The organism is Streptomyces sp. NPDC104313, from assembly GCF_055583985.1.
In genome coordinates this window covers 38,826-59,936 of record NZ_JBVJMW010000009.1, presented here as the reverse complement: position 1 = coordinate 59,936, position 21,111 = coordinate 38,826, and the positions used below count along the sequence as shown (strand labels likewise).

The following is a 21,111-nucleotide window of genomic DNA, read 5'->3' as shown; positions in this document are numbered from 1 at the left end:
ACCCAGGAAGGGAGCGCCGCATGAGCGGGGAACCGGACGGACTGGCGGAACTGCTCCCGCAGTGGCACCGGCTGCGGGACGCGGAAGGCGGTGAGCCGCTGCGCGCACTGCTCGCGGTGATCGCCGAGCAGGTCGACCGGGTGCGCGACGGGGTCGGGCAGAGCTACGAGGACCTGTTCGTGGAGACGGCCGCGCCGTGGGTGCTGCCCTACCTCGGCGACCTGGTGGGGTACCGGCCGCTGCCCGGTTACGAGCGGGTCCAGGCGGCCGGTCTCGGCGGCGGGCGGGGCGAGGGGCCGGGCGGACCGGGCGAGGGCGAGGCCCGTACCCGGCTCGCCGAGGCCCTCGCACCGCGCCACGATGTCGCCGCGACGGTCTCCAACCGCCGCCGCAAGGGCACCCTCGCGCTGCTGGAGGAGCTGGCTCGGGAGGTCGCCGGGTGGCCGTCCAGGGCCGTGGAGCTGTCCCGGCTGGTCTCCCAGCAGCAGCCGGTGAAGCTGTACGGGACGGGGGCGCCGTCCGCCGACGTGCGCCGGCTGTCCCGGGGCCGGCTGGCCGATGTCCGGCGGGGCGGTCAACTCGACCTGACGGGCGGGCCGTTCGACGTGATGGCCAGGTCGGCCGACGTACGCAGGGCGGATTCCGCGCGTCGGCCGGGCGGCCACTCCCCCGCCGGGGTCGGGCTGTACGTGTGGCGGCTCAAGCCGTACCACGTGACCCGGGCACCGGCGTACTGCGTCGACCGGGCCCGCAGCCTGTACACGTTCTCGATCCTGGGCAACGACAGTCCGCTGGTGACGAACCCGGTGCCGGAGCCCTCGGCCACCCACCTCGCGACGATCGACAACGTGCCCGCGTACATCAGGCGGCGCCAGCTCTCCGACCGGCTCGCGGACTACTACGGGCCGGGCAAGAGCTTCACCGTCCGGCGGGACGGGCAGGACGAGCCGGTGCCGATGTCGGACATCGTCGTGGCGGACCTGTCGGGCTGGCGCTACCGGCCCAAGCTCGGCCAGGTGGCCGTGGACCCGGTGCTGGGGCGGATCGCCTTCGGCTCCCGTTCGGCGCCCCGGCAGGGGGTCTGGGTCACCTACCACTACGCCGCGGGTGACGACATCGGCGGCGGCGAGTACCCGCGCGAGCGGGTCACCTCGCCCGCCGCCCGGTTCTACCGGGTGGGTCCGGGCCAGGCGTACCAGCGGATCATGGACGCGTACGAGCAGTGGCGCGCGGACCGTTCGGCGGGGCACTGCGGGGCCGACGCCGTCATCGAGATCACGCACAGCGGCGCCTATCAGGAGCAGCTCGACTTCGATCTCGGCCTCGGCGACCGGCTGGAGCTGCGCGCGGCCGAGGGCTGCCGTCCGGTGATCCGGCTGCTCGACTGGTACAGCAACCGGCCCGACGCCCTCAACATCCGGGCCCGTCAGGACGACACGGCCGACAACGCGAGCGGTGGTGGTGGTGGCGGGGACGCGCCGCGCATCGTGCTGGACGGGCTGCTGGTCACCGGGCGCGGGCTCCATGTCAGCGGGCCCGTCGGCGCGGTCGTGCTGCGGCACTGCACCCTGGTGCCCGGCTGGTCGCTGGAGCCGGAGTGCGACCCGCACTCCCCCCAGGAGCCGAGCCTGGTCCTGGAACGGACCACCGCGTGCGTCTCGGTGGACCACAGCGTCATCGGCACGATCGAGGTGATCGGCGACGAGGTCAGCCACGATCCGCCGGCGATCCACCTCCGCGACAGCATCCTGGACGCCACCGGCCATGACCGGGCGGCCCTGTCCGCCCCGGACTGCCGTCACGCCCACGCGGTGCTGCACGCCCACCGCAGCACGGTCATCGGCGAGGTGCACACCCACGCGGTGGAGATCGCGGAGAACAGCGTCTTCACCGGGCAGGTGCGGGTGGTGCGCCGCGGCGTCGGCTGTGTGCGGTTCTCGTACGTGCCGCCCGGCTCCCGCACCCCGCGCCGGCACCGCTGCCAGCCCGACCTGGTGGGCGGCGACCGTGCACAGGAGGTGCGTCCGCTGCTGAGCAGCGAGCGGTACGGCACCGGTGCCTACGGGCGGCTGGCGGACGGCGGTCCGTGGCAGATCCGCCGGGGCGCCGACGACGGCTCGGAGATGGGTGTCTTCCACAACCTGTACGAACCGCAGCGCGAGGACAGTCTGCGGGCGCGGCTCGCCGAGTACACCCCGGCCGGTACGGACGCCGGGATCTTCCCGGTCACCTGACCCGGTCACCTGCCCCGCCACGTGCCCCCATCACGTGACCCGACAACCTGACCCGACAACCTGTCCCGCCCACGACTCCGATCCATCTGACCCCACCCACCCCAGACCGCCGAACCAGACTGCCGAACCTCCAAGGGGGACCCCTTCCCATGCACGCAGATCTCTCCCGCGACACCTTCCGGCCGGAACGGCACTACTCGGCGGTGCTCGCCCAGCAGGGCCGGGTCCAACTGGACGCGGACGCCAACGAGCAGGCCGCGATCCAGCTCCACCGGGCCCGTACCACCGCCGCCGACCTGATCGGGCAGCACGGCGGCCCGCACGGCGCGACCGGCTTCGAGGTGACGTTCCTGGGCGGCAGCCGGGAGCTGGACGACCTCTCGCTCGGCGGCGGCCGCTACTACGTGGACGGCATCCTGCTGGACGCGAGCAGGCCGGAGCCGGGCGTACCGGCCGAGGCCGGTGCCGCCGCGCCGGACGACGGGCCTCCGGCCGACGCCGCCCCCGCGACCTGGACCTACTGGGATCAGCCGGACGGCTACCGGGACCCGGAGCGCCCCGGCGACCGGCTGCCCACCCGGTTCCCGTACCTGGCCTGCCTGAAGGTGTGGGAGCGGGCGGTCACCGCGGCCGAGGACCCACTGCTGCGCGAGGTGGCGCTGGGCACGGCGATGCCCGACACGGCGGCCCGGGTGAAGGTGGTGTGGCAGGTCGTGCCGCTGCCCGGTGCCGAACTGGACCTGGCGGACGGGGCGACGAAGGACGAGGTACGGGCGGCGTTCGACACCTGGGCGGCGGCGCAGGCCCCGACGGCCCGGCTGGCGGCCCGCAGCGAGCGCCCGGACCGGGCGGACGAGGACCCGTGCCTGGTCAGGCCGGACGCCCGCTACCGGGGGCCGGAGAACCAGCTGTACCGGGTGGAGGTCCACCAGGGCGGCGAGGCGAAGGACGCCACGTTCAAGTGGTCCAGGGAGAACGGTTCGGTGACCTTCGCGGTCGAGGAACTGGACGGCACCTGGGTGGAGCTGGCCTCCCTCGGCAACGACGACAAGCTCGACCTGAACGTCGGCGACCTGGTCGAGTTCGTCGACACCGCGTACACCAGCCGTCGTGAACCCCTGCCCCTGCTGCGGGTGGAGGAGCTCGATCTGCCGGGGCGCCGGGTGCGGCTGTCCGGCGAACCCGAGCCCTTTGTGGGCCGGCGCCCCGAGCTGAATCCGTACCTGCGGCGCTGGGACCACCGCCCGGCGGCCCGGCGGACCAAGGGCCCCTCGAAGGTGCGCGACGGTGCGCTGCGGATCGAGGAGGGGGCCTGGCTGCCGCTGGAGGACGGCGTGTTCGTGTACTTCGAGCCGGGCGGGGCGTACCGCTCCGGTGACTTCTGGACGGTGCCCGCCCGGACGGCCACGGGCGGCGTCGAGTGGCCGGCGGACGCGGCGCGCCGCCCGCTGCTGCGCTCGCCGCACGGGGTGCGGGTGCACTACGCGCCGCTGGCCTGGATCCTCGGCGAGGGGTCGGTGGCCGATCTCCGCCGGGCGTTCGGGCCGCTGGCCGCACCGATCCCGGCGGCGGACGCGGAGTCCCTGGCGGCGGAGGCACGGGCCGAGGAGGAGACGGTGGCCGCCGAACAGGCGGCCGACAGCGGTTCGACACCCGCCGTTCCGGGGCGAAACGATCAGGAGACCAACGAGAACTGACGCGGTATTGACGCAGTATGGGGAGCGTCGAACCACCGCACCACCTGGGAAGGAGCACCACGATGGCAACGCCTCTGTCGGCAGACAAGCTACTCAAAGCCCTTCGTGACGAGGGCCTGCGTGTCGTCGAGCACCGGAGCTGGCGTACGCACAACCGCAACCACAAGGGTCCATGGGGCCCGGTGAACGGAGTGATGATCCATCACACCGTGACGTCGGGGACGCAGAGTTCGGTGGAGCTCTGCTACAACGGCCACTCCAGGCTGCCCGGTCCGCTCTGCCACGGGGTGATAACCAAGGACGGGACGGTGTACCTCGTCGGGAACGGACGGACCAACCACGCCGGGCTCGGTGACGACGACGTTCTGCGGGCCGTGGTCAACGAATCGGCGCTCCCCTCGGACAACGAGGCCAACACCGACGGGAACCGGCATTTCTACGGCTTCGAGTGCGTCAACCTCGGCGATGGGAAGGACCCGTGGCCGGCGGCGCAGCTGCTCGCGATCGAGAAGGTCTCCGCCGCCATCTGCCGGGCGCACGACTGGTCGCAGCGCTCGGTGATCGGGCACAAGGAGTGGCAGCCGGGGAAGGTCGATCCGCGCGGGTTCACGATGGACTCGATGCGCAGCCGGATCAAGTCCCGCCTGGGCGGCAAGCCGGACGGCCCGTCGAAGCCGCCCACGAAGCCGAAGTACGAGCCGTTCCCCGGGGCGGCGTACTTCAGGACGGGCAGACGCAGCGCGGTCATCACGGCGATGGGCAAGCGGCTGGTGGCCGAGGGCTGCGGGCGTTACGAGGTGGGTCCCGGCCCGTCCTGGTCGGAGGCCGACCGGAAGTCGTACGCCGCCTGGCAGCGCAAGCTCGGCTACGCCGGCACCGGGGCGGACGGCATTCCGGGCAAGGAGAGCTGGACCAGGCTGAAGGTTCCGAACGCCTGATCCGCGGGACGTCTGATCTGCGGGGACATCTGATCTGCGGGCCCCGGTTCCGGTCCGGGTTCGGATTCCGAACCCGGACCGGAACCGGGGCCGTGTGCCGTCGGTCAGCGGTTGCCCGTGTGCGGTCAGCGGCTGAAGGAGCTGCCCAGGGCCGCCTTCGCCGCCACCGTGCCCAGCGTCCCGTGGCCGAAGCTCAGGGACCTCTTGGCGGTCAGGCCCGAGGCGGTGGCGGGGGAGACTCCAGTCCGATGCCACTGGAGCATTGGTTCGTTGCCGGGACGAGGCGAACCGCGAGGCCCCCTCCCCATGCTCGGATCGGCCAGTTCCCCCGGCGGCCCGACGTCCCGGCTCCGACTCCTGGAGGCTCGTCAGATCAACGACGTGGTATTTCTGACATACGCACCCAAAGACACCTCCACGGAGCCCCGATGAGCCCCACCCATTCGGCCGGCGCCCCCGGCACCGGCCGTACGGCCAACTCCGCAGACCGGAACTGGCTCGCCCTCGCCTGCGAGCAGGCAGCCCTCTGCCCGCCCTCGACGACCGCCTTCAGCGTGGGGGCGGTCATCGTCGCGGCCGACGGAATGGAGATCCTCGAAGGCTCTGGCGTAGCGGTCATCGCACTGGCCAAGTACGCGAACGCCGCGCAGGTCCCCAATCGGCACCTCCGGGCGCCGAGGACCGCCAAGATCAACAACTAGCCACACCTTGCCTCACCAGGTAAAACGCAGGTCCCGAAGCCCTCTGCTACGCCCGCTGGGAGACAGACATGAAGATGCTCATCAACGTTCCCGAGACCGTGGTCGCCGATGCTCTGCGTGGCATCGCGGCCGCGCATCCCGAACTGACCGTCGACGTGGAGAACCGGGTCGTCATGCGGCGGGACGCACCCGTGGCGGGAAAGGTGGGCCTCGTCTCCGGGGGCGGTTCGGGGCACGAGCCGCTGCACGCCGGGTTCGTCGGGCCCGGGATGCTGTCGGCCGCCTGTCCCGGGGAGGTGTTCACCTCCCCCGTGCCCGACCAGATGCTGCGGGCGGCGGCAGCCGTCGACAGCGGGGCGGGGGTGCTGTTCGTCGTCAAGAACTACACCGGTGACGTGCTCAACTTCGAGATGGCCGCCGAGCTCGCCGACGACGAGGGGATCCAGGTCGTCCAGGTGGTGGTGGACGACGATGTGGCCGTGAGCGACAGTACGTTCACCGCCGGGCGGCGCGGTACGGGAGCGACGCTGTTCGTCGAGAAGATCGCCGGAGCTTTGGCGGACGAGGGCGCTCCGCTGGAGCGGGTGGCCGCCGTCGCACGGCAGGTGAACGGGGCCTCGCGCAGCTTCGGGGTGGCCCTCGGCGCCGTCACCACTCCGGCCAAGGGCAGCCCCACCTTCGATCTGCCCGCAGGGGAACTGGAGTTGGGCATCGGCATCCATGGGGAGCCGGGGCGTGAACGGCGGCCGATGATGACGTCCGGGGAGATCGCCGACTTCGCCGTGAACGCGGTACTGGAGGACCTGCGCCCCACCGGCCCGGTGCTCGCGCTGGTGAACGGCATGGGGGCGACACCCCTGCTGGAGCTGTACGGGTTCCATGCAGAGGTCCATCGGGTCCTGTCCGAGCGTGGTGTCCCGGTGGCTCGTACCCTCGTGGGGAACTACGTGACGTCGCTCGACATGGCAGGCTGTTCGGTGACGCTGTGCCAGGTCGACGAGGAGCTGCTGCGACTGTGGGACGCGCCCGTACGGACGGCCGCGCTCCGTTGGGGCTGCTGAGCGCCGACGGGATCCCGTGACCGTGCGCGACCCCGATGCGGGGTTGGCCGTACAGCCCGTGCCGCCGCCGGAACGACCCGTTCCGGGTGGGACCGGGGAAACCGAGGAACAGGAGATCATGTGCTCGACACCGACTTCTTCCGCCGGTGGATGACCGCTGTCGCGGCGTCCGTGGAGCGTGAGGCGGACCATCTGACCGAGCTGGACTCGGCGATCGGGGACGCCGATCACGGCAGTAACCTCCAGCGCGGCTTCACGGCGGTGACGGCGGTGCTGGAGAAGGATTCCCCCGCCACTCCCGGTGCTGTGCTCACCCTGGCCGGACGGCAGCTCATCTCCACCGTCGGCGGGGCGTCCGGACCGCTGTACGGGACGCTGCTGCGCCGTACGGGCAAGGCTCTCGGGGACGACGACGAGGTGACACAGGGCCAGCTCGCCCAGGCGTTCGCCGCCGGGGTCGCCGCGGTGGGACAGCTGGGCGGCGCCCGGGCCGGGGACAAGACGATGCTCGACGCTCTGCTGCCCGCGGCGGAGGCCCTCGCCACCTCGTTCGACGGTGCCGCGAACGCGGCCCGTGCGGGCGCCGAGGCGACGGTGCCGTTGCAGGCGCGCAAGGGCAGGGCCAGCTATCTCGGCGAGCGCAGTATCGGGCATCAGGACCCGGGCGCGACCTCGGCGGCGCTGCTGATCGAGGCCCTGGCGGCGACGGCGGCGGACGGAGCGGGCGCATGAGCGACGAGCGGCAGGTGGGCATCGTGCTGGTCTCCCACAGCGGTCCGGTCGCCGAGTCGGTCGCCGAGCTGGCCCGGGGCCTCGCCGCCGGCGGGGTGACCGCGCCGGTCGCCCCGGCCGGAGGCCTGCCCAACGGCGGGCTCGGGACGAGCGCGGAGCTGATCGGCCGGGCCGCCGCCTCGGTGGACCGGGGTGTGGGTGTCGCCGTCCTGGTGGATCTGGGAAGCGCGGTCCTCACGGTGAAGGCCATGCTCGCCGAGGGCGACGAGCTGCCGGAGGGCACGCGGCTCGTGGACGCGCCGTTCCTGGAGGGCGCGGTGGCCGCCGTGGTGACCGCCTCGGCGGGCGGCGACCTCGCGGCGGTGGAGGCCGCGGCCTCGGAGGCGTACGGCTACCGCAAGACGTAGCGCTTTCCTCCGGAACGTGCCGGGCCCGCGTGGCGCCCCGCACCGTGCCGCAGCAGACTTGACGACATGTCGACTGGCAGGCGCAGTGCGGGGCTTCTGCTCTTCCGGGTCACGGAGGGCGTGGGCGAGCGGGATGTCGAGGTGTTGATCGGGCACATGGGCGGGCCGTTCTGGGCGGGGCGGGAGACGGCCGCCTGGTCGGTGCCGAAGGGCGAGTACGGACCGGAGGAGGACGCGCGGGACGCAGCCCGCCGGGAGTTCGTGGAGGAGCTGGGCGTGCCGGTCCCGCCGGGTGCGTGGATCGCGCTGGGCGAGTCACGGCAGCGCAGCGGCAAGACGGTGACCGTCTGGGCCCTGGAGGCGGAGCTGGACGTGGCATCCCTCGTGCCCGGGACGTTCTCGATGGAGTGGCCGCGCGGCTCCGGCGTGCGGCAGGAGTTCCCGGAGATGGACCGGTTCGCCTGGTGCACGCCGGAGCGGGCCGCCGAGCGGCTGATCGTCGGCCAGCGGGTGTTCGTCGACCGGCTGCGCGCTCAGGTGCGCGGGACGACCACCTCCCCCGACGCGTAGGCGGGCTCCGCACCCACCGGGCGACCTGCTCGCAGTTCCAGTACGTCGCCGGTGAAGCGGGCCCGGAAACTGCGGTCGTGCGAGACGACGACGACCGCGCCCCGGTACTGGTCGAGAGCCCGCTCCAGCTCCTCCACCAGGCTCAGCGCGATGTGGTTCGTCGGCTCGTCCAGTACCAGCAGATCTGCCGGCCGGGTCACCAGGCGGGCCAGGGCCAGCCTGCGTTGCTGGCCGACGGAGAGGGACGCGACGGGCACGTCGAGGTCCTCGGGGCGGAACAGGCCGAGGGCCAGGAGTTCATCGGTGTACTCGTCGGGAAAGCCTGGGCGGCCGGCCGCGAAGGTGGCGAGCAGCGTGCGCCGGGTCGGGCGCGCGGGCAGTTCCTGCGGGAGGTAGCCGATGCGGGCCCGGCGGGTCACCGTACCCGCGTCGGGGGTCAGCTCACCCGCGAGGACCCGCAGCAGGGTGGTCTTGCCGGCCCCGTTCTCGCCGGTCACCAGGAGGCGGGCTCCCGACGCCACGCGCAGGGAGGGGAGGCGGAGGCGGTCCCCGACGGAGACGGCCTCCAGCTCCACGAGGATCCTCGCGCGGTTCGCGGTGCCGGTCGCGTCGGCGATTGCGTCGCGGTCAGCCGTGCCGGTCCCGGCTGTGGTTCCGGCGCCGTCCGCCGTGCCGGGCCCGGCGTCGGCGGTGGTCGGGCGGCCGGTGAAGGCGAGCGGGTGGGGCGGGGGTGCTACGGGAGACCCGCGCAGGGCGTCCAGTCGGGTCCGGGCCGCCCTGACCTGGCCGGACAGCTTGGCCTCGTGCGAGCGGCGGTGCTTGCCGAAACCCTGCTTCGGGTCGCCCCCGCCGGCCACGAGCCGCGCTCCGGCCGCTTCGACGAGCTCCTCGGTGCGGGCCAGGTCCGCCATGTACTCCCCGTGCTCCTGGGCCCAGCGGCGGCGGGCGGCGGCCTTGGCGGTGCGGTAGCCGTCCCAGCCGTCCCCGTACCGGGTGACCGTGCGCAGGTCCCGGTCGACCTCCAGGATCACCGAGGTGACGCGCTCCAGGAACGCCCGGTCGTGGGTGATCGCCACGACGGTGCCCCGGTGGGCGCGCAGATGGTCCTCCAGCCAGCCGACGGCGCGGGCATCGAGGTGGTTGGTCGGCTCGTCGAGCAGCAGCAGTTCGGGGGCTGCTGCCAGGGCGCAGGCGAGGGCGAGCCGGGACTGCTCGCCGCCGGAGAGCGTGGCGAGAACCCGATCGCGGGTGAGGCGGGCGAGGCCGAGGCCGTGCAGAGCCGCTTCGGTGCGGGCGTCCGCCCGGTAGCCGTCGCGGTCCTCGTAGGCGGTGAGGAGGTCTCCGTAAGCGGCGAGCTCCGTGTCGGTGGGCCCCGGATCGCCGGGCTTTCGCTCCGAGAGTCCGGCCTCCGCCTCGCGGATGCGGTGCTCGAGGTCGCGCAGTCCGGCGAGGGCCGCGTCGACGGCGTCCTGCACGGTGTCGGCCGGATCGAGGTCGAGGGTCTGGGCGAGATAGCCGGTGCCGCCGGGGAAGCGGACGGTGATCTCACCGGTGTCCGGTTGTTCCACTCCGGCCAGCAGCCGGAGCAGGGTGGACTTTCCGGAGCCGTTCTCGCCGATGACAGCGGTCTTCTCACCGGGCCGGACGGTGAGGGTCACCTGGTCGAGTACGGAACGGGCCCCGTACGCCTTGGAGACGTCCTTCATGGCCAGTTGGGCGCGGTCGCGCTGGGGGTGCATGGGTGCCTTTTCCCTGGGTGACGGCCCGCGAAGGCACGCGCGGAGGCGCGGCGGCGGGGCGTGGATGCCGGACGGCGGAGGGGACGGCGGCGGGCGCGCGGGGTGACGTCGACGTCACCGGGGCGTCTCAGAAGGACACGCGGTGCGGCGCGCTGCGGCCGTCCGGGCCGGGAATCAGCGGAAGAAGTAGAAGCGGTACGAACCCATGTCGGCCAGTCTAACGGCGGTCGGCCTCCCGGCGCCGGGAATTTCCCGCCCGCCCCGGCTCCTCCCCGGCGGCGGTGGCCGGGGAGGAGCCGGGGGTCGCCGCCGGGGCCGGACGGGCGGCATCCAGCGACGAGGGGACCGGGAGGTTCGGCCGCCGGGTGCGGGACGGACTCAGCCGCGGGCGCGGCACGCGCTCAGACCGCGGCGGGCCGCCGCTCGGCCTCCACCGCTTCGGCGGTATCCCCGGGAACCGCGGCACCTGGAACCACAGGCCCCCGCCTCCCGTCGGCGGGAGTGCGCAGCAGGGCGAGCGCGGCGACGTCGTCGCGCCGGACTCCTCCGGAGAAGGCCTCCAGATCGACGTGGAGCGCGTCGAGCAGTTCGCGCGGTCCGTGCCCGGCCCAGGCCCCGATCCGCTCGTCCAGCGGATAGAAGGCGCCGGCGGCGTCGCGGGCCTCGGTCACCCCGTCGGTGACGACGAGGAGCGTCGCGCCCGGCGGGAAGTCGAACGACTCGGTCGTACGGGTCTCCCGGCTCAGACCGGCGAGGCCGAGGGGGACATAGGTCCGGTGGAGCGTCACGGCCGAGGATCGGCCGTCGTGCAGCAGGCGAGGCGGCAGGTGCCCGCAGTTCACGGCCTCCACCCGGCCGCCCTCGTCGAACCCGAGGACGAGCGCGGTCACAAAGCGCTCTGCCTCACCGGTCTGGGCGGAGAACACGTTGTGCCGGACGACGGCGTCCTCCAGCGCGTCCACCACACCCGTGAGTGTGGCTTCGCGGATGGCCGCCTCGCGGAACGCGGCGATGGCCGCGAAGCCGGCGCCGATGGCCGCGAGCCCCTTGCCCTGGACGTCCCCGATGATCACCCGGGTCCCGTAGGGCGACTCGACGACCTCGTAGATGTCCCCGCCGACGAAACGGTCCTCCTCGATCGGCTCGTAGAGCCCGTACGCGAGAACGTGGTCGGTCACGACCGGCAGCGGCCGCAGGATCTGGCGCTGCAGGGTGACGGCGGCGGAGCGCAGCCGCGCCATCTCGGTGGCGTGCCGGATGCGTGCCGCGCAGGCGGCGACCCCGAGGGCACAGGCCAGGACGGCGAATCCGATACCGAAGACGAAGTCCCAGAAGGTGCCCTCCGCGCCGACCCGGAACCCGACGACGACCGTGGTGATCCACACCGCGATCCAGATGGTCTGGCGGACGCTGCAGTAGACGGAGGCCAGTGCGGGGACGACCACGAGCAGCGGCACGACCCGCAGGTCGTTGCCCGTACTGACGTCGAGGAACACGACGAGCACGGTCAGCAGCGCGAGACCGCCCACCAGTGCCCAGTCGCCGATCCGGCTCTGGGACACCGCCGCGATGCCCGCGTCCGCACCGGGTACGGCACCACTTCGGTGCCCTACCCCGTTCCGCTTCTGTGCCATGTCCAGCAACCTCATGGGCACGGCCTGTCCTCCCGCTGATCTCTCGGTGCCGCCCGCGGTTTCGGCCGGTCCCTTCCAGTTGAGCGGGTGGCGGGCGTCCGCGCAGGAGGGCTTAGGGCCCCGAGCGGCTGCCGAAGGTCCCGCCCGGGACTTCCGGCCCGGGCCCTGGTCCCGTACCGGGGGTGCCTAAGGTCCCGCCACCATCGGTACAGGTACGGGTACGGGTACCTGGTACCTGGTACCTGGTACCTGGTACCTGGTACCTGTACCTGGTACCTGTACCTATGGTGGCGGGGATCAGGTCCCCGTACGGGTCCGGGCCGCCGGAACCGGGACGCCGGGGGCACCTCGTTCCGGCAGCCCGGTTCCGGCGGCCCGGTCAGCCCAGCGAGGGTCGCCGACCGACGGGAGGGTGGCGGGGACGAGTGCGGAGAGGAATTCCGTACGCCGGCGAAGCCGGAAGCCGAGGGACTCGTAGAGCCGGACGGCCCCGGTGTTGGAGGCGGAAGCATGCAGGAACGGCGTCTCGCCGCGCTCCCGGATCCCGTGCGCGACCGCCAGGACCAGCCGGCTCGCCAGTCCCTGCCCCCGTACGGACTCGTCCGTGCAGACGCCGCTGATCTCCGTGAAGCCGGTCGGGTGCAGCCGCTCCCCCGCCATCGCCACCAGGGCGCCGTCCCGGCGGACGCCCAGATACGTGCCCAGCTCGACCGTGCGCGGCAGGAAGGGGCCGGGGCGGGTGCGCGCCACCAGGTCGAGCATCTCCGGCACGTCCCCGGGGCCCAGCGGGACCGCCTCCGGATCGGGCACGGCGTCCACCGACGCGTCGACCAGTTGGACGCCCTCGGCCCGGAAGACGATCTCCCAGTCGAGCGGCGGCGGCTCCTGGAACGCGGCCAGGGCGACGGAACCGCCCGGCCCGGCGAGCGCCGCGACATCGGCCCAGTCCTGGGCGTCCGGGGCGTCGGGGAGCGCGATCCAGGGAGTGACGTCGGAGGGATAGCGCAGGATCCGCCCGCGGCTCTCGGCGAAGTGGGCGTGCGGGCCGGTGAGCGAGGACCGGGCGGGGTTGTCCAGCGGGTGGAGACCGGAAGGAACATCGGTCCGGGGCCGGGTGTGGTTCTGGGGCATGGTCTTCCTCGTTCTCGTTCCGTCCATCGCGCGGCTCTCGGCAGCGGGTGCTCGAGGTCGGGAGCGGCGCACCCGCCAGGCAGGAAAAGCCGGTCTGTACGGCAGATATTCCGCGAGGCGAATCTGTTCATGGCGTCGCAATCATCGAGGCGCGGAGCGCCCGGCCCCGCACCACACCCCGCACCACCGGGCCGACGGCCCCTACGCACCCCGATGCCTCTCTGCCCCACTGCCCCACTGCCCCGACGCGCGCTCGAACTGATGAGCGGCGAAATCGACTCATCCGTAGGCCAATACGCGCCGGTCCGGTCCCAACGCCCCCCGGCTGTGGCACTCTGGTGGCGACCGCCCCACCGGGCTCCCCCGTACCGGTGGGGCGGTTGTTTGCGCATTCATTGCTTGCGCCCTTCACGTGCGCCCTTCGGCTCACACCTCTCGACCCGTGGCTCTCGGCTCACGCCTCGCGGGTGACGGCATCTCAGAGCCGAACCAGGCCCGTTTCGAGCCAATTGACTCCGGTTGGCCGAATCAACTCCCTCTTCGGCGCATGAGAGCCGTACCTCCGGGAAGGCGAACAGGCCTCAGGGCCTACGAACCAGGGAGCGTGAAGCGACATGACCGCGCACACCGCACAGACCGCGCAGACGGCCGGTACGGAGCAGGCGGGCACCACCGAGGAACTTCCGTGGATCGAGGAAGCCGGGAAGATCGCCCCGATGGACGCGCGTCGGCTCTCGCGCCTCTTCTTCGACCGCCTCCAGGTCCTGGAGGAGGGCACTCACGAGTACCAGTACGCGCGCAACACCCTCATCGAGATGAACCTCTCCCTCGTTCGCTTCGCCGCCAACCGCTTCCGCAACCGAGGCAGCGGCGACATGGAGGACATCGTCCAGGTAGGCACCATCGGGCTGATCAAGGCGATCGACCGCTTCGACCTCTCGCGGGAGGTCGAGTTCACCTCGTTCGCGGTGCCGTACATCGTCGGGGAGATCAAGCGGTTCTTCCGTGACACGAGCTGGGCGGTGCACGTGCCGCGGCGCCTCCAGGAGCTGCGGGTCGACCTCGCCAAGGCGAAGGAGTCACTGGCGGGCGATCTCGACCGGGACCCCACGGTGCAGGAGCTGGCGAAGGACCTGGGGATCGAGGAGTCGGAGGTCACGGAGGGGATCGTCGCCTCCAACGGCTACACGGCGGGCTCCCTGGACATGCCGACCGACACCGCGGAGGCCGGGCCCCGCCAGGCCGCCGGGCGGACGTTCGCCGATGTGCTGGGCGAGCCGGACCCCGCCATGGAGACCGTGGAGAACCTCCACGCCCTCGCGCCCCTGCTGGGCGAGCTGGACGAGCGGGAGCGCCGGATCATCGACATGCGCTTCGGCCGGGAGATGACCCAGGCGCAGATCGGCGCGGAGCTCGGGATATCGCAGATGCATGTGTCCCGGCTGCTGAGCCGGATGCTGGGCAAGCTGCGGAGCGGGATGCTCGTCCAGGAGTGACCATCGTGAGCGACCCGTTGGGCGTTGGGCGGGCCCCGTCGCCCCCTCGCCCGCCCTCGCCCTCGCCCTCGCCGGAGGGCGGCAGGCCCCCGCAGATCGTGCGGGAAACCGTCCCGGGGACGAGTTGCGCCTGCTGATCGAACTCCATGTGGACCAACGGGCGGGCCGCACCGCCCCGTTCCCGGATTCCGTACGGGAGCGGCCGGCCGCGCTCGTCGAGCCGACGCCCGAGTGGGCGGGGCGCTCGATCGCCGAGGTCCCGGCGGCCCGCTGAGCCGTCTGCGCCCTCCGTCGCCGTCACCGACCCGGCTGGGGCGGCGGCGAGCGGCGGCACCGGAGCGGCCGAACATGACTTCTCCGTTGCCGCCGTGTTGCGGGGCATGACGGGCCGTTGCGGGTTCGTGGCCGGGCGGGCGAGTCGCTTTCGGGGGTGCGGAATGCGGCCTACGGTCCGTATCCAGCCCGTCACCGCTCCGTGCGAGGAACCACATGAGCCAGCCCCTCGACTCCGTCACCGCAGGCCACACCCCCGAGGACCAGCACCGTCAGGAGCCGGGCGCCGCCTGGTCGTTCGAGACCAAGCAGATCCACTCCGGCGCCGCCCCGGATCCGACGACCGGCGCCCGCGCGGTGCCGATCTACCAGTCGACGTCCTTCGTCTTCCGCGACACGAAGCACGCGGCCGACGTGTTCTCGTTGACCGAACCGGGCAACATCTACACCCGCATCCACAACCCCACCCAGGACGTCCTGGAGCAGCGCATCGCCGCGCTGGAAAGCGGGGTCGCCGCCGTCGCGGTGGCTTCGGGGCAGGCCGCCGAGACACTGGCGATCCTGACCCTGGCCGGGGCCGGGGACCACATCGTCTCCTCCCCGTCGCTGTACGGCGGCACCTACAACCTCTTCCGCCACACGCTTCCCCGCTTCGGCATCGAGGTGACGTTCGTCGAGGAACCGGAGGACCTGGCGGCCTGGCGGGCGGCGGTCCGGCCCAACACGAAGGCGTTCTTCGCCGAGACGCTCGGCAATCCGCGCGGAGACGTACTGGACATCCGGGGTGTGGCGGACACCGCGCACGGGGCCGGGGTGCCACTGATCGTCGACAACACCGTGCCCACCCCCTTCCTGCTGCGGCCCATCGAGCACGGCGCGGACATCGTCGTCCACTCGGCGACCAAGTTCCTCGGCGGGCACGGCACGACGATCGGCGGCGTGGTCGTGGATGCCGGCACGTTCGACTTCGGGGCCCACGCCGAGCGCTTCCCCGACTTCCACGAGCCCGACCCGAGCTACCACGGGCTGCGCTACTGGCCCGACCTCGGCCCGAGTGCGTTCGCGGTGAAGCTCCGGGTGCAGCTGCTGCGCGACTTGGGGCCCGCCCTCTCGCCGCACTCGGCGTTCCTGCTGCTCCAGGGCATCGAGACGCTGAGCCTGCGGCTGGAACGGCACACCTCCAACGCGCTGGAGCTGGCCCGCTGGCTGGAGCGGCGCGACGAGGTGGCCGCCGTGCACTACGCCGGGCTGGAGTCGAACCGCTGGTACGAGGCCGGGCGGCGCTATCTGCCACGCGGGGCCGGGGCCGTACTGGCGTTCGAACTGAAGGGCGGGGCCGAAGCGGGCCGGCAGTTCGTGGACGCGGTCGAGCTGTTCAGCCACCTCGCCAACATCGGTGACGTACGCAGCCTGATCATCCACCCGGCCTCCACCACACACAGTCAGCTCACCGAGGAGCAGCTGCTCGCCACCGGCGCCGCGCCCGGTCTGGTGCGGTTGTCGGTGGGGCTGGAGAACGCGGACGACCTCAAGGCCGATCTGGAGGCGGGTTTCCGGGCGGCGAAGGCGGCGTCCTGAACCGGAAGGACCAGCACCGCGCACTGCCCCTCCCGCCGGCCTCCGGCGGCCGGCGGGAGGGGGATCCGCCCGGTCGTCGCCGCTGGGCGGCGATCGAGGACCCGCTGCCCCTGGAGTCCGGCGTCCGGCTGCCGGGGGTGCGCCTGGCGTACGAGACCTGGGGGCAGCGGGCGGCGGACGGGTCCAACGCCGTGCTGGTGCTGCACGCGCTGACCGGGGACAGCCATGTGGCCGGCCCCTCCGGCCCGGGACATCCGACACCCGGCTGGTGGGACGCGCTGGTCGGTCCGGGCCGGGCCCTCGACACCGACCGCTGGTTCGTCGTCGCGCCCAACGCCCTGGGCGGCTGCCAGGGCAGCACCGGGCCTTCCTCCCCCGGGCCCGACGGCACACCGTGGGGGCCCTTGTTCCCGTATCTGAGCGTCCGGGACCAGGTGACGGCCGAGGCGGCACTCGCCGATGCGCTGGGCATCGACCGGTGGGCGGCCGTAGTCGGCGGTTCGATGGGCGGCATGCGGGCCCTGGAATGGGCGGTGAGCAGGCCCGGGCGCACCGGTTCGCTGCTCGTGCTCGCCGCCCCGGCGGCCGCGTCCGCCGAGCAGATCGCCTGGGGTTCGGTACAGATCGGCGCGATCCGCTCCGACCCGGCGTGGCGGGGCGGCGACTACCACCGGGCACCCCCGGGCGGCGGCCCCCACCGGGGCCTCGGACAGGCGCGCCGCATCGCCCACATCACGTACCGCGGCGAACCCGAGCTGAGCTCCCGCTTCGGCGGGGAGGCGCAGCCCGGGGAGCAGCCGGGGCGCGGAGGCCGCTACCGGGTGGAGTCCTATCTCGATCACCACGCGGACAAGCTGGTGCGCCGGTTCGACGCGGGCAGCTATGTGACGCTCACCGAGGCGATGAACGGCCACGACGTCGGCCGGGGTAGGGGCGGGATCATCCGGGCGCTGCGCCGGGCGGACATGCCCGCCCTGGTCGCGGGGGTCGACTCGGACCGGCTGTACCCCCTGGAGCAGCAGGAGCGGCTGGCCGCGCTGCTGCCGGGGGCGGACGCCGCGCGTACCATCACCTCACCGTGCGGACACGACGCCTTCCTCATCGAGACGGAGCAGGTGGGCCTGCTCGTACGGGAGTTGCTCGCGAGCCTGCCGCAACAGCACCCGCACTCCGCCGCCGCCCCCTCGTCCGCCCTCTCCACTCGCCTTCCCACCTGACCTGTGAGGAGCTTCCATGAACCCGGTTCCGACCGAGGACGTCTACGACCGCACACGGATGCGGCAGTGGACCGGCGGCCGGGCACGCTCCGCCGGGATCGACCGCCGGGATCTGCTGAAGCTGGTCGCGGTGGCCTCGGCCGCCGTGCCGCTCGCCTCGGTCGCCGCACCCGCGCGGGCGGCCGGCGGGCTGCCCGGGGTGGTGAAGCCGCTGCCTCCGGAACTGTTCACTCTGCGCGGCACCAACGCGGAGACGAACTTCGCCGCCCTGCGGGACACCGGGCTGTTCACGCCCGCCGACCGGTTCTTCGTCCGCAACCACACCGCCACCCCGCGCATCGACCGGACGGACTGGAAGCTGACGGTCTGGGGCGACGGGCTGAGGGGCGGCCCGGTCGACCTCGCCTTCGTGGATCTGCTGGCCCTCCCCTCGGTGACGCGCACCGCGTTCGTGGAGTGCGCGGGAAACGGCCGAAGCCTCTTCACCTCGCAGCAGGGCCAGGCGGTCAGCGGCACCGCCTGGACGCTCGGGGCGGTCGGGACGGCACGCTGGCGCGGGGTACGGCTGGCGGACGTACTGCGCCGGGCGGGAATCGGGCGGCACGCGGTGGACGTCCTGCCGCGCGGCCTGGACGCGGAGGTCGTCACCGACGGAGTGAACCTGGGGCGGGTACGCCGCCCGCTTCCGGTGGCGAAAGCCCTGGACGACGTCCTGCTCGCGTACGAGATGAACGGCGAGCCGCTGCCGCCCGACCACGGATACCCGGTACGGCTCATCGCGCCGTCGTGGGTGGGCATCGCCAACATCAAGTGGCTCGGCGACATCGAGGTGAGCGCCGAGCCGCTGCTCACCCCGTGGAACACCGGCCTCTACCGGCTGTTCGGTCCCGGGTATCCGCCCGAGGGAAGCGCGCCGCTGACCCGGCAGACGCTGAAGAGCGCCTTCGAGCTGGCCCCGGGGGCTTCGTTCCCCGCCCATCGGCGTGCGCTGCTGACCGGGCGTTCCTGGTCGGGCGCGGCGCCCGTGCGGGCGGTGGAGGTCAGCACCGATGGCGGGACGCGCTGGCGGGCGGCCCGGTTGCGGGACGAGCCGCGGGCCGGGAGCTGGGTGCGCTGGACGGCTGACTGGGTACCGAGGGAGCGGGGGCCGGCCGTGCTGCTGGCGCGGGCGACGGACGGGTCGGGGCGTACGCAGCCGGTGTCCACCGCGCACAACACACAGGGCTACCTGTTCGACGCGGTGGTGCGGCATCCGGTGACCGTGAACTGAGCCGGACCGGGCCCCTTCACGGTACTGTGCGCGCCCCCGCCAGTACGGCGGTGTGCACGGCGCGGGCGATCCGCGCGCCCCAGGTGGACCTGGATCCGGCAAAGGGTTCGCCGCCGTCGGGTCCAGGTTCGGGGGCGGCGACGCACACGGCGTCCGTGGGGGTGCCCGAGCAGTCGAGTCCGGCGTCCAGGAGGGCCTGGACCTTGGCCTCGGTGGCGGTGGCGACGGCGTTGACGAGGGCGGCGTCACAGAGCGCGACCGGCAGCGCGACGACGATGTTGACCGTGCCCGGCCGGAACGGAGACTCCGGGGCCTTCGCGACCCCCGGCCGGTGCGGCGTCCGGGTGGCGGTTTCGGGGGCCGCCGCCCAGCCCCGTACGCCGAGGCCGGTGGTGACGGTCGCGGTGACTCCGCCGTCCTGGCCGGTCGTGTACGCGGCGACGTCGGCGGCGGTCATCAGCCCGGCGCCCGGTCCGGTGAGCCCCTCCGCGGCGGCGATCTCGGCGAGGTGCCGGTCCGGGTCGAGGCGCGGGTAGCCACCGGGGACCTGGGCGTTGAGGATCCAGGCCCGGGTGCCGATACCGCCGCCGAGAACCGCGCTGCTGCAGACCCGGACGCCGGGCCCCAGCCGCCAGAGAAGGTGGTGGAGCCGGTGTCCGTCCTCGTGCCGGTCGCGCAGTTCGCCGCATCGCGCGGGCGGCCGGAGGCGTACGGAAGAGATGGCACACCCCTGGTGGCTCGTCGGTTCGGCGGTGGTCCGTCCTTCGGCCGCCGCGGTCCGCCGATCATATGCGGGGCCCGGATGCTCACCCGATTGGCCTAACGGGTTCCGGTGCGGCCCGGTGCCGTCGGGCGGGCCCGGGGCCCCGCGCCGGGCTTGCGGCAGCCCTCATCCGGGCGGGCGGGCGGTTGCAGCGTCCATGGGGGTGAGGCGCGATGGAATCCGGACGCGCCACCTCTGGTGGAGCCACCCACAGGGCGTGCCCGAGAGGAGGAATCGGTTATGGGAGCCGCTGACGGTTTCACGGATTCCGGCGAACTCGACGGTCTGACCGTGTACGACAACGACGGCGAGAAGGTCGGCAGTGTGGGCCGGGTGTACGTCGACGACGACACCGGCAAGCCCGACTGGGTCACGGTCAAGACCGGCCTGTTCGGCATGAAGGAGAGCTTCGTCCCGCTCTCCGGAGCCCGTCGGGTGGGCTCCGACCTGCACGTCGCGCATCCGAAGGACAGCGTCAAGGACGCACCGCGCGTGGACGCGGACGCACACCTCTCGGTCGCCGAGGAGGAGGAGCTCTACCGGCACTACGGCCTGACCAAGAAGTCCGGCAACCTCGGCGAGAACCGGTCTCCGGGCATGGACGCGCCGACAGCCGCCGGGACCGGTGCGATGGGCGCGGCGGGTGCCGCCGGTGCCGCGGGCACGGCCCGTGGGACCGGAACGGCCCCCGGTGCCAAGGCGACCGGGAAGGCGACCGCGGGAACGACGGGAGCGGGCATGGCGGGAGCAGGGAGCGGTACGGGCAGGCACCGCGACACGGACGCCTCCGCCACGGCGCGCCCGCTGGCGGGCGCGGGCACATCCCGGTCGGCCGACATGAGCGGCCGCGAGGAGATGATCCGCTCCGAGGAGCAGCTGCACGTCGGCAAGGAGGAGTACGAGAGCGGCAGGGCGCGACTGCACAAGTACGTGGTGACCGAGGAGGTCACCCGGACCGTGCCCGTGTCCCACGAAGAGGTCCGCGTGGTCCGCGAACCGTTGCGGCCCGGTGAGAAGACCACCGGGACCACCGACTTCGGCGAGCAGGACGTCGAGGTCACGCTGCACGCGGAGCGCGCCACCGTGCGCAAGGAGGCCGTGCCGGTGGAGCGGGTCCGGCTGGAGACCAACCGGGTCACCGAGCAGAAGGAGGTCTCCGCCGAGATCCGCAAGGAGAAGATCGACTACGCGGACGGCAAGGACATGGGCACGGGCAAGGGCAAGGACGATGGGGGCGAGTTCGGACAGGGACGACGCCGCTGACCCGCACTTCCTCAGGTGGCCACACGGCCGCTCCCATGCCCTCGGCCGCCGGGCGGGCTCGTTCCACGGGTCCGCCCGGCGGGCTGTCCGACGCCGCCCGCGCTCAGCGGCACGGCGGGAACCGTACCGAGGGACGTCTGTCGGGACCGTCCGGGGTGAGGACCTCCGGGACCCCGTGGACGTCCTCGGTGATGAGCTCGACGCTGGTGACGGGGAGGCCGGCGACCAGGGCGAGCGGGTCCAGTTGGTGCTGGATGTGCGTAGCGGAGCAGGGCGGCCGTGCGCAGGCGGGGCCGGTGCGGCGCGGGATCGGCCCGCCGCACCGGCCCGGCGGGTTCCACCCCGGGCACTGGAGCCCGGGGATCGAGCTGCCCGGGGGTCACGGAGCCGAGGCCACGGAGCCTGGG

Annotated in this window: 19 protein-coding genes and 1 pseudogene; 14 read left to right on the top strand and 6 right to left on the bottom strand. The window is 73.0% G+C overall.

Features of this window, described 5'->3' with window-relative positions; genetic code table 11:
- Positions 1 to 20 precede the first annotated feature (20 nt).
- From ACZ60Q_RS21780 to ACZ60Q_RS21770, 3 genes are all read left to right on the top strand, one after another.
- Positions 21 to 2,234, top strand: a complete 2,214-nt coding sequence (locus ACZ60Q_RS21780) for a hypothetical protein (protein WP_469636982.1) — start codon at positions 21 to 23, stop codon at positions 2,232 to 2,234.
- A gap of 149 nt (positions 2,235 to 2,383) precedes the next feature.
- Positions 2,384 to 3,931: a DUF6519 domain-containing protein gene (locus ACZ60Q_RS21775; protein ID WP_469636979.1), complete on the top strand. Its 1,548-nt coding sequence runs from the start codon at positions 2,384 to 2,386 to the stop codon at positions 3,929 to 3,931.
- A gap of 62 nt (positions 3,932 to 3,993) precedes the next feature.
- Positions 3,994 to 4,869 (top strand): peptidoglycan-binding protein, encoded by an 876-nt coding sequence (locus ACZ60Q_RS21770; RefSeq protein WP_469636976.1) that lies wholly within the window; start codon positions 3,994 to 3,996, stop codon positions 4,867 to 4,869.
- 125 nt (positions 4,870 to 4,994) lie between these two features.
- On the opposite strand, the gene ACZ60Q_RS21765 is transcribed toward ACZ60Q_RS21770, so the two are convergent.
- A complete protein-coding gene (locus tag ACZ60Q_RS21765; RefSeq protein WP_469636973.1) occupies positions 4,995 to 5,132 on the bottom strand; it encodes a hypothetical protein in 138 nt (45 codons plus the stop codon).
- Between the two features lie 165 nt (positions 5,133 to 5,297).
- Here ACZ60Q_RS21765 and ACZ60Q_RS21760 point away from each other — a divergent pair, with 165 nt between their 5' ends.
- The 5 genes from ACZ60Q_RS21760 (at position 5,298) to ACZ60Q_RS21740 (ending at position 8,340) form a co-directional block, all read left to right on the top strand.
- Positions 5,298 to 5,570: a hypothetical protein gene (locus tag ACZ60Q_RS21760; protein ID WP_469636970.1), complete on the top strand. Its 273-nt coding sequence runs from the start codon at positions 5,298 to 5,300 to the stop codon at positions 5,568 to 5,570.
- Positions 5,571 to 5,638: 68 nt separating this feature from the next.
- Complete coding sequence (dhaK, locus tag ACZ60Q_RS21755; protein ID WP_469636967.1) at positions 5,639 to 6,631, top strand: dihydroxyacetone kinase subunit DhaK; 993 nt, start codon at positions 5,639 to 5,641, stop codon at positions 6,629 to 6,631.
- A gap of 120 nt (positions 6,632 to 6,751) precedes the next feature.
- Positions 6,752 to 7,363 (top strand): dihydroxyacetone kinase subunit DhaL, encoded by a 612-nt coding sequence (dhaL, locus tag ACZ60Q_RS21750; RefSeq protein ID WP_469636965.1) that lies wholly within the window; start codon positions 6,752 to 6,754, stop codon positions 7,361 to 7,363.
- Positions 7,360 to 7,770: a PTS-dependent dihydroxyacetone kinase phosphotransferase subunit DhaM gene (locus tag ACZ60Q_RS21745; RefSeq protein WP_469636962.1), complete on the top strand. Its 411-nt coding sequence runs from the start codon at positions 7,360 to 7,362 to the stop codon at positions 7,768 to 7,770. Before dhaL ends, ACZ60Q_RS21745 begins: the two co-directional genes overlap by 4 nt.
- Before the next feature lie 66 nt (positions 7,771 to 7,836).
- Complete coding sequence (locus tag ACZ60Q_RS21740) at positions 7,837 to 8,340, top strand: NUDIX hydrolase (RefSeq protein WP_469636959.1); 504 nt, start codon at positions 7,837 to 7,839, stop codon at positions 8,338 to 8,340.
- Here the strand turns inward: ACZ60Q_RS21740 and ACZ60Q_RS21735 are convergent.
- The 3 genes from ACZ60Q_RS21735 to ACZ60Q_RS21725 form a co-directional block, all read right to left on the bottom strand.
- Entirely contained in the window at positions 8,304 to 10,079 is a 1,776-nt protein-coding gene (locus ACZ60Q_RS21735) for an ABC-F family ATP-binding cassette domain-containing protein (RefSeq protein ID WP_469636956.1), read from the bottom strand. The genes ACZ60Q_RS21740 and ACZ60Q_RS21735 overlap by 37 nt on opposite strands.
- A 401-nt stretch (positions 10,080 to 10,480) precedes the next feature.
- The gene (locus ACZ60Q_RS21730; RefSeq protein ID WP_469636953.1) at positions 10,481 to 11,713 is read right to left on the bottom strand and encodes a PP2C family protein-serine/threonine phosphatase; all 1,233 of its coding nucleotides are present in this window, start codon (positions 11,711 to 11,713) and stop codon (positions 10,481 to 10,483) included.
- Between the two features lie 297 nt (positions 11,714 to 12,010).
- Positions 12,011 to 12,844 carry a GNAT family N-acetyltransferase gene (locus ACZ60Q_RS21725; RefSeq protein WP_469636950.1) on the bottom strand — a complete coding sequence of 278 codons (834 nt, stop codon included), beginning with the start codon at positions 12,842 to 12,844 and terminating at the stop codon, positions 12,011 to 12,013.
- Between the two features lie 614 nt (positions 12,845 to 13,458).
- On the opposite strand from ACZ60Q_RS21725, the gene ACZ60Q_RS21720 reads away from it, so the two are divergent.
- From ACZ60Q_RS21720 to ACZ60Q_RS21700, 5 genes are all read left to right on the top strand, one after another.
- The gene (locus ACZ60Q_RS21720; protein ID WP_469636947.1) at positions 13,459 to 14,340 is read left to right on the top strand and encodes a SigB/SigF/SigG family RNA polymerase sigma factor; all 882 of its coding nucleotides are present in this window, start codon (positions 13,459 to 13,461) and stop codon (positions 14,338 to 14,340) included.
- Positions 14,341 to 14,464: 124 nt separating this feature from the next.
- Positions 14,465 to 14,614: a hypothetical protein gene (locus ACZ60Q_RS21715; protein WP_469636945.1), complete on the top strand. Its 150-nt coding sequence runs from the start codon at positions 14,465 to 14,467 to the stop codon at positions 14,612 to 14,614.
- A 215-nt stretch (positions 14,615 to 14,829) separates the two neighbouring features.
- Complete coding sequence (locus ACZ60Q_RS21710) at positions 14,830 to 16,191, top strand: bifunctional o-acetylhomoserine/o-acetylserine sulfhydrylase (protein WP_469636942.1); 1,362 nt, start codon at positions 14,830 to 14,832, stop codon at positions 16,189 to 16,191.
- Positions 16,188 to 17,408: a homoserine O-acetyltransferase MetX gene (gene metX, locus ACZ60Q_RS21705; RefSeq protein ID WP_469637580.1), complete on the top strand. Its 1,221-nt coding sequence runs from the start codon at positions 16,188 to 16,190 to the stop codon at positions 17,406 to 17,408. The genes ACZ60Q_RS21710 and metX overlap by 4 nt, the downstream gene beginning before the upstream one ends.
- Before the next feature lie 16 nt (positions 17,409 to 17,424).
- Positions 17,425 to 18,678 carry a sulfite oxidase gene (locus ACZ60Q_RS21700; protein ID WP_469636939.1) on the top strand — a complete coding sequence of 418 codons (1,254 nt, stop codon included), beginning with the start codon at positions 17,425 to 17,427 and terminating at the stop codon, positions 18,676 to 18,678.
- 16 nt (positions 18,679 to 18,694) lie between these two features.
- On the opposite strand, the gene ACZ60Q_RS21695 is transcribed toward ACZ60Q_RS21700, so the two are convergent.
- A complete protein-coding gene (locus tag ACZ60Q_RS21695) occupies positions 18,695 to 19,399 on the bottom strand; it encodes an adenosylcobinamide amidohydrolase (protein WP_469637578.1) in 705 nt (234 codons plus the stop codon).
- A gap of 282 nt (positions 19,400 to 19,681) precedes the next feature.
- Between ACZ60Q_RS21695 and ACZ60Q_RS21690 the strand changes: the two genes are divergently transcribed.
- Entirely contained in the window at positions 19,682 to 20,704 is a 1,023-nt protein-coding gene (locus tag ACZ60Q_RS21690) for a PRC and DUF2382 domain-containing protein (RefSeq protein WP_469636936.1), read from the top strand.
- Positions 20,705 to 20,807: 103 nt separating this feature from the next.
- On the opposite strand, the pseudogene ACZ60Q_RS21685 reads toward ACZ60Q_RS21690, so the two are convergent.
- Positions 20,808 to 20,978, bottom strand: a pseudogene (locus ACZ60Q_RS21685) (ABC transporter ATP-binding protein); the annotation flags it as partial.
- Positions 20,979 to 21,111 lie beyond the last annotated feature (133 nt).

Coding starts and splice junctions, on each gene's coding strand:
- ACZ60Q_RS21780 (WP_469636982.1), top strand. CDS start 21: ATGAGCGGGGAACCGGACGGACTGGCGGAACTGCTCCCGCAGTGGCAC.
- ACZ60Q_RS21775 (WP_469636979.1), top strand. CDS start 2,384: ATGCACGCAGATCTCTCCCGCGACACCTTCCGGCCGGAACGGCACTAC.
- ACZ60Q_RS21770 (WP_469636976.1), top strand. CDS start 3,994: ATGGCAACGCCTCTGTCGGCAGACAAGCTACTCAAAGCCCTTCGTGAC.
- ACZ60Q_RS21765 (WP_469636973.1), bottom strand. CDS start 5,132: ATGCTCCAGTGGCATCGGACTGGAGTCTCCCCCGCCACCGCCTCGGGC.
- ACZ60Q_RS21760 (WP_469636970.1), top strand. CDS start 5,298: ATGAGCCCCACCCATTCGGCCGGCGCCCCCGGCACCGGCCGTACGGCC.
- dhaK (WP_469636967.1), top strand. CDS start 5,639: ATGAAGATGCTCATCAACGTTCCCGAGACCGTGGTCGCCGATGCTCTG.
- ACZ60Q_RS21745 (WP_469636962.1), top strand. CDS start 7,360: ATGAGCGACGAGCGGCAGGTGGGCATCGTGCTGGTCTCCCACAGCGGT.
- ACZ60Q_RS21740 (WP_469636959.1), top strand. CDS start 7,837: ATGTCGACTGGCAGGCGCAGTGCGGGGCTTCTGCTCTTCCGGGTCACG.
- ACZ60Q_RS21735 (WP_469636956.1), bottom strand. CDS start 10,079: ATGCACCCCCAGCGCGACCGCGCCCAACTGGCCATGAAGGACGTCTCC.
- ACZ60Q_RS21730 (WP_469636953.1), bottom strand. CDS start 11,713: ATGGCACAGAAGCGGAACGGGGTAGGGCACCGAAGTGGTGCCGTACCC.
- ACZ60Q_RS21725 (WP_469636950.1), bottom strand. CDS start 12,844: ATGCCCCAGAACCACACCCGGCCCCGGACCGATGTTCCTTCCGGTCTC.
- ACZ60Q_RS21720 (WP_469636947.1), top strand. CDS start 13,459: ATGACCGCGCACACCGCACAGACCGCGCAGACGGCCGGTACGGAGCAG.
- ACZ60Q_RS21710 (WP_469636942.1), top strand. CDS start 14,830: ATGAGCCAGCCCCTCGACTCCGTCACCGCAGGCCACACCCCCGAGGAC.
- ACZ60Q_RS21700 (WP_469636939.1), top strand. CDS start 17,425: ATGAACCCGGTTCCGACCGAGGACGTCTACGACCGCACACGGATGCGG.
- ACZ60Q_RS21690 (WP_469636936.1), top strand. CDS start 19,682: ATGGGAGCCGCTGACGGTTTCACGGATTCCGGCGAACTCGACGGTCTG.